Genomic DNA, 3,822 nt, shown 5'->3' with positions numbered 1-3,822 from the left:
TCCCACAGGCAGCGCGTATCGGCATGATCGTCAGGTGCAGGGGACCAGCACCGATCGGGTTGTGAAGGTCGCCTGCTCGGCCACCTGCGGCACCGACACCATCTGATAGGGCCGGGTCAGCGCCTGGGTGGTGATGCATTCGGGGCCCGGTGACTGCAGCACCACCTCCACCATCAGCTCGTCATCTCCGAGTACCGCCCGATCGACCCGGATGCTGTGTCCGCCGGTGGGCTGTTCGCCCATGAAGACGGCGATGACGCCATCGCGCTCGAAGTCCACCGAGGGCCGAGCTCCGGTCTGCGTCGTCTCCCACAGGGATTCGAACCCATCGGGATCCGTGATCCACTCGAAGCGCGTCTCTGTCTGCAGGCTTTGCTGGCCCTGGGCCAGAACGGTGATCGGCAGTTCCTCCTCCGGAATCGGCGGACCCAGGCAGCCTGCCGCCAGCAGCGGAAGCGCGAGAATCAGAAATCGGTGCATCGCTGGCTCCAGTATTCGTCTTGCGGGCCATTCGGAAAGGCGCGTCGTCACCGGACCACCATACCGTTTCTGCCGCGCACCCGCTCCCCCCTCCACCGCAGGCGGGAGAGGGCAGCGCAGGCCGCGATTTCCATGCTTACTGTTATTGCACCCGTGCGTCATCCCCGACCATGAAAGAAGGGCGTAGGGTGGGCAAAACGAAGTGTGCCCACCACAGGCCGCGACGGTCAGGATGGTGGCCCCGCTGCGCTTGGCCCACCCTGCGCCGAAGAGCGGCTCGCGGCGGGAGTGGAGAGGGCCTTCACGCTAACCCGTGTCGCCCAGCCAGAAGCCCACCGAGCGGTCCAGAAACTCCTTCCAGGTCATGTAGTGCGAGCCGTCGCAGGAGAAGGTGAGGCTGATCATGCCGTTGAACAGATTGATCGAGGAGGAACGCAGGTAGACGGTTTCATCGGCGAAGCGCAGGGCCTTCAGGTTCTCGAGGATCTCCGGGATCGCCTCCGCCGGCATCAGGGCAGTGTCCGGATAGGGCATCCGGGGAAAGGCGAGACAGGTGTCCGGCTCGCTCAGTGCGTCGTGGGTCAGGATGCGGTAGCGGTAGGGGTCCTCCAGCGTCCAAACGGTCGCCCGGCTGCTCGAGAAGTGCAGCACACACTGGAATACGCCGCGTTCGCTGAAGAGCTCTTCCAGCACGGAGAGCACGCTGTCCATGTCCCGGTCCATCAGGCTGTCGGTGCGCGTCTGCAGGAACACCGTGCCGCGGATCGACGGGTCGCCCTTGATCTGCCGCCACTCGGTCGATTCCTCGTACAGGTCTCCGCTGTGCGGCAGGTTCCGCAGGTCGAAGTCGGCCCCGAGGAAGCCCAGCGCGGTCCCGTCGGCGTCGCGCACCAGTTGCAGGGCCGTCAGCGAGGGGCGGCGTCCGATCAGGCTGATGTAGGCCTCGGAGAGCAGGAAGCCGTCCGCAGGCACCAGCTCCTTCATGTACGGCCGCTGCGAGCGGTCGCGCCCGTAGTGCTCCGGCAGCAGGCCCGCGTGCGACACGTTGTCGCAGATCTGGATGCCCCCGGTGTTCAGCGCGTAGAGATAGGTGCAGTGCGGCAGTTCCCGGATCGAATTCTGCAGCACGGTGGTCACCGGGCCGCGTTCCGGCCACGCACCGCGCAGACGCCGTGCGATGCGATCCAGCGGTTCGTGCAGCTCCTGCTGCAGCCGCCGCCGCTGTTCGTCGATGTTGCTTCGCAGCATGTCCATGGTTGTTGGTCTCGCCTGCGCCTCCCGAGTTCGTGGGGCCAGTCATTTCAAAAGTCTATACAGACAATAGTTTCAATTGTCTTTCAACATGGTGATCGTGGCTCGATACTACACCCAAGGAATTTGCGGGAGACAAGCCATGACAAAGACCATCTCGTTCGGCATCGTCCATTTCACGGTGGCCATCGGGGTCGTGTACGCGTTGACCGGCAGTCTCGTGATCGGGGGACTGATCGCGTTGATCGAGCCACTGGTGAACACCGCTGCCTACCACTACCACGAAAAGGCGTGGGCCTGGTTCCGCGCGCGACCCTGCGGGCGGCAGCGCGCTGCCAGCGCGCTGGCGAGCTGAGCCATGGCAGCCGTTCTCAGCCGGGGTGTCGCGCCCCGGATTCGCCAGGCCGGTGGCTACGATCTCGACGCGGTGAACGCGGTCGTGGAGGCCGGTGTGCGCAGCTGGGATCTGCCGGAGCGCGTGAAGCGCCTCGTGATGCCGAGCTACCGCTACACCGCGGCCGATCTGGAGCACCTGGACCTGCGCGTGCTCGAATTCGAGGGTGAGCTTGCCGCGGTGGCCGCGTGGGAGCCGCTCGCGCCGGAGGAACTGCCCGAGCCGGTTCCGGCAGCCCTCCTGCACGGCCTCTACGTGCGTCCGACCCACCATCGCCGCGGCCTCGGCACCCTCCTGGTGGAGGACGGGGCACAAGCGGCCCGCGCGGCCGGGCAGGCCGGAATCCTGGTGCGCGCGCAGGCCGGGGCCGAGGGCTTTTTCGCCGGTCGCGGATTCACCCGGCTTCCGGTCCGCGACGAGGCCCGCGACTACGCGGCGCGCCTCTGGCGCCCGGTCTCGTGACCGCGGGCTTCTCTGGTAATCTAATGGGCTCTCCAGTCATTGTGAGGTGAGCCGATGAGCGATTCCCGGGAGTGCCGTGTCGCGGTCTTCAGCGCGCAGAAATACGACCGCGTGTTCCTCACACAGGCCGCGACCGACAGCAACGTTCAGTTCCACTTCCTCGAGCCCCGGCTGGAACCGGACACGGTGGTGCTGGCGCAGGACGCGACGGCCGTCTGTGCGTTCGTCAACGACCGCCTGGATGCCGAGGTGCTGAATGCACTGAAGTCCTCGGGCATCGATCTCGTCGCGCTGCGCTCCGCGGGCTTCAACAACGTTGACCTGGAGACGGCCGAGAAGCTCGGGGTGCGCGTCGCGCGGGTGCCGGCCTACTCGCCCAGCGCGGTGGCCGAGCACGCGGTGGCGCTGATCATGACCCTGAACCGCAAGACCCACCGGGCCTTCAACCGGGTGCGCGAAGGCAACTTCCTGCTCGACGGCCTGATCGGCTTCGATCTCAACGGCCGCACCGTGGGGATCGTCGGCGCGGGCAAGATCGGGCGCACCTTCGGCCGCATCATGCAGGGCTTCGGGTGTACCGTGGTCGCCTTCGATCCCTACCCGGATCCCGAGGTCGAGGAGAGTGGCATCGAGTTCCTGCCCTGGGAGGCCTTTCTCAGCCGCTGCGACGTGATCAGCCTGCACTGCCCGCTGACGCCCGAGACCCACGACATGATCGACGCCGAGGCGATTGCGCTGATGAAGCCGGGCGTGATGCTGATCAACACCAGCCGCGGCACGATCATCGACACCGCGGCGGTGATCGACGCCCTGAAGAGCGGGCATATCAGCAGCCTCGGTCTGGACGTCTACGAACAGGAGGAGAACCTCTTCTTCAAGAATCTCTCCGACGAGGTGATCCAGGACGACCTGTTCCAGCGCTTGCTCACCTTTCCGAACGTGCTCGTGACCGGCCACCAGGGCTTCCTGACCCGGCAGGCGATGGAAGAGATCGCCCGCACCACGGTGGAAAACCTGCGCTGCCTGAGCAACGACGAGCCCTGCATGAACCGGCTGGTGTAGGCGCCCGGGCGTCGGGGAAGGGCCGGAGCGTGGGGCTCCGTGACCGGACACGCTCGAGCCTTCCCTGGGCGCTCGATGGCGGCCATCCGTGGCCGCCAACGGTCCGGTCACGAAGCCCCACGCTCCGGCCTTCAGGACCGTAGGGTGGGCAAAACGGAGTGTGCCCACCACAG

5 protein-coding genes are annotated in these 3,822 nt (G+C 66.3%); 3 read left to right on the top strand and 2 right to left on the bottom strand.

Features of this window, described 5'->3' with window-relative positions; all coding sequences use genetic code 11:
• Positions 1–30: 30 nt before the first annotated feature.
• Both ACESMN_RS13510 and ACESMN_RS13505 read right to left on the bottom strand, forming a co-directional pair.
• Positions 31–480 (bottom strand): protease complex subunit PrcB family protein, encoded by a 450-nt coding sequence (locus tag ACESMN_RS13510; RefSeq protein WP_373054130.1) that lies wholly within the window; start codon positions 478–480, stop codon positions 31–33.
• A gap of 306 nt (positions 481–786) precedes the next feature.
• Positions 787–1,734, bottom strand: a complete 948-nt coding sequence (locus ACESMN_RS13505; RefSeq protein WP_373054129.1) for a hypothetical protein — start codon at positions 1,732–1,734, stop codon at positions 787–789.
• A 139-nt stretch (positions 1,735–1,873) separates the two neighbouring features.
• On the opposite strand from ACESMN_RS13505, the gene ACESMN_RS13500 reads away from it, so the two are divergent.
• Genes ACESMN_RS13500 through ACESMN_RS13490 form a run of 3 tightly spaced genes read left to right on the top strand, consistent with a single transcriptional unit; the run spans position 1,874 to position 3,649 of the window.
• The gene (locus ACESMN_RS13500; RefSeq protein ID WP_373054128.1) at positions 1,874–2,086 is read left to right on the top strand and encodes a DUF2061 domain-containing protein; all 213 of its coding nucleotides are present in this window, start codon (positions 1,874–1,876) and stop codon (positions 2,084–2,086) included.
• A 3-nt stretch (positions 2,087–2,089) separates the two neighbouring features.
• Positions 2,090–2,587, top strand: coding sequence for a GNAT family N-acetyltransferase (locus tag ACESMN_RS13495; RefSeq protein WP_373054127.1), 498 nt, complete (start codon positions 2,090–2,092; stop codon positions 2,585–2,587).
• 54 nt (positions 2,588–2,641) lie between these two features.
• Complete coding sequence (locus ACESMN_RS13490) at positions 2,642–3,649, top strand: 2-hydroxyacid dehydrogenase (protein ID WP_373054126.1); 1,008 nt, start codon at positions 2,642–2,644, stop codon at positions 3,647–3,649.
• Positions 3,650–3,822: the final 173 nt, after the last annotated feature.

The organism is Thioalkalivibrio sp. (genome assembly GCF_041690275.1).
In the GTDB taxonomy this organism is placed as follows: Bacteria; Pseudomonadota; Gammaproteobacteria; order Ectothiorhodospirales; family Ectothiorhodospiraceae; genus Thioalkalivibrio.
The sequence above is the reverse complement of the archived record's forward strand: the minus strand, read 5'-3'. Positions and strand labels throughout refer to the sequence as shown.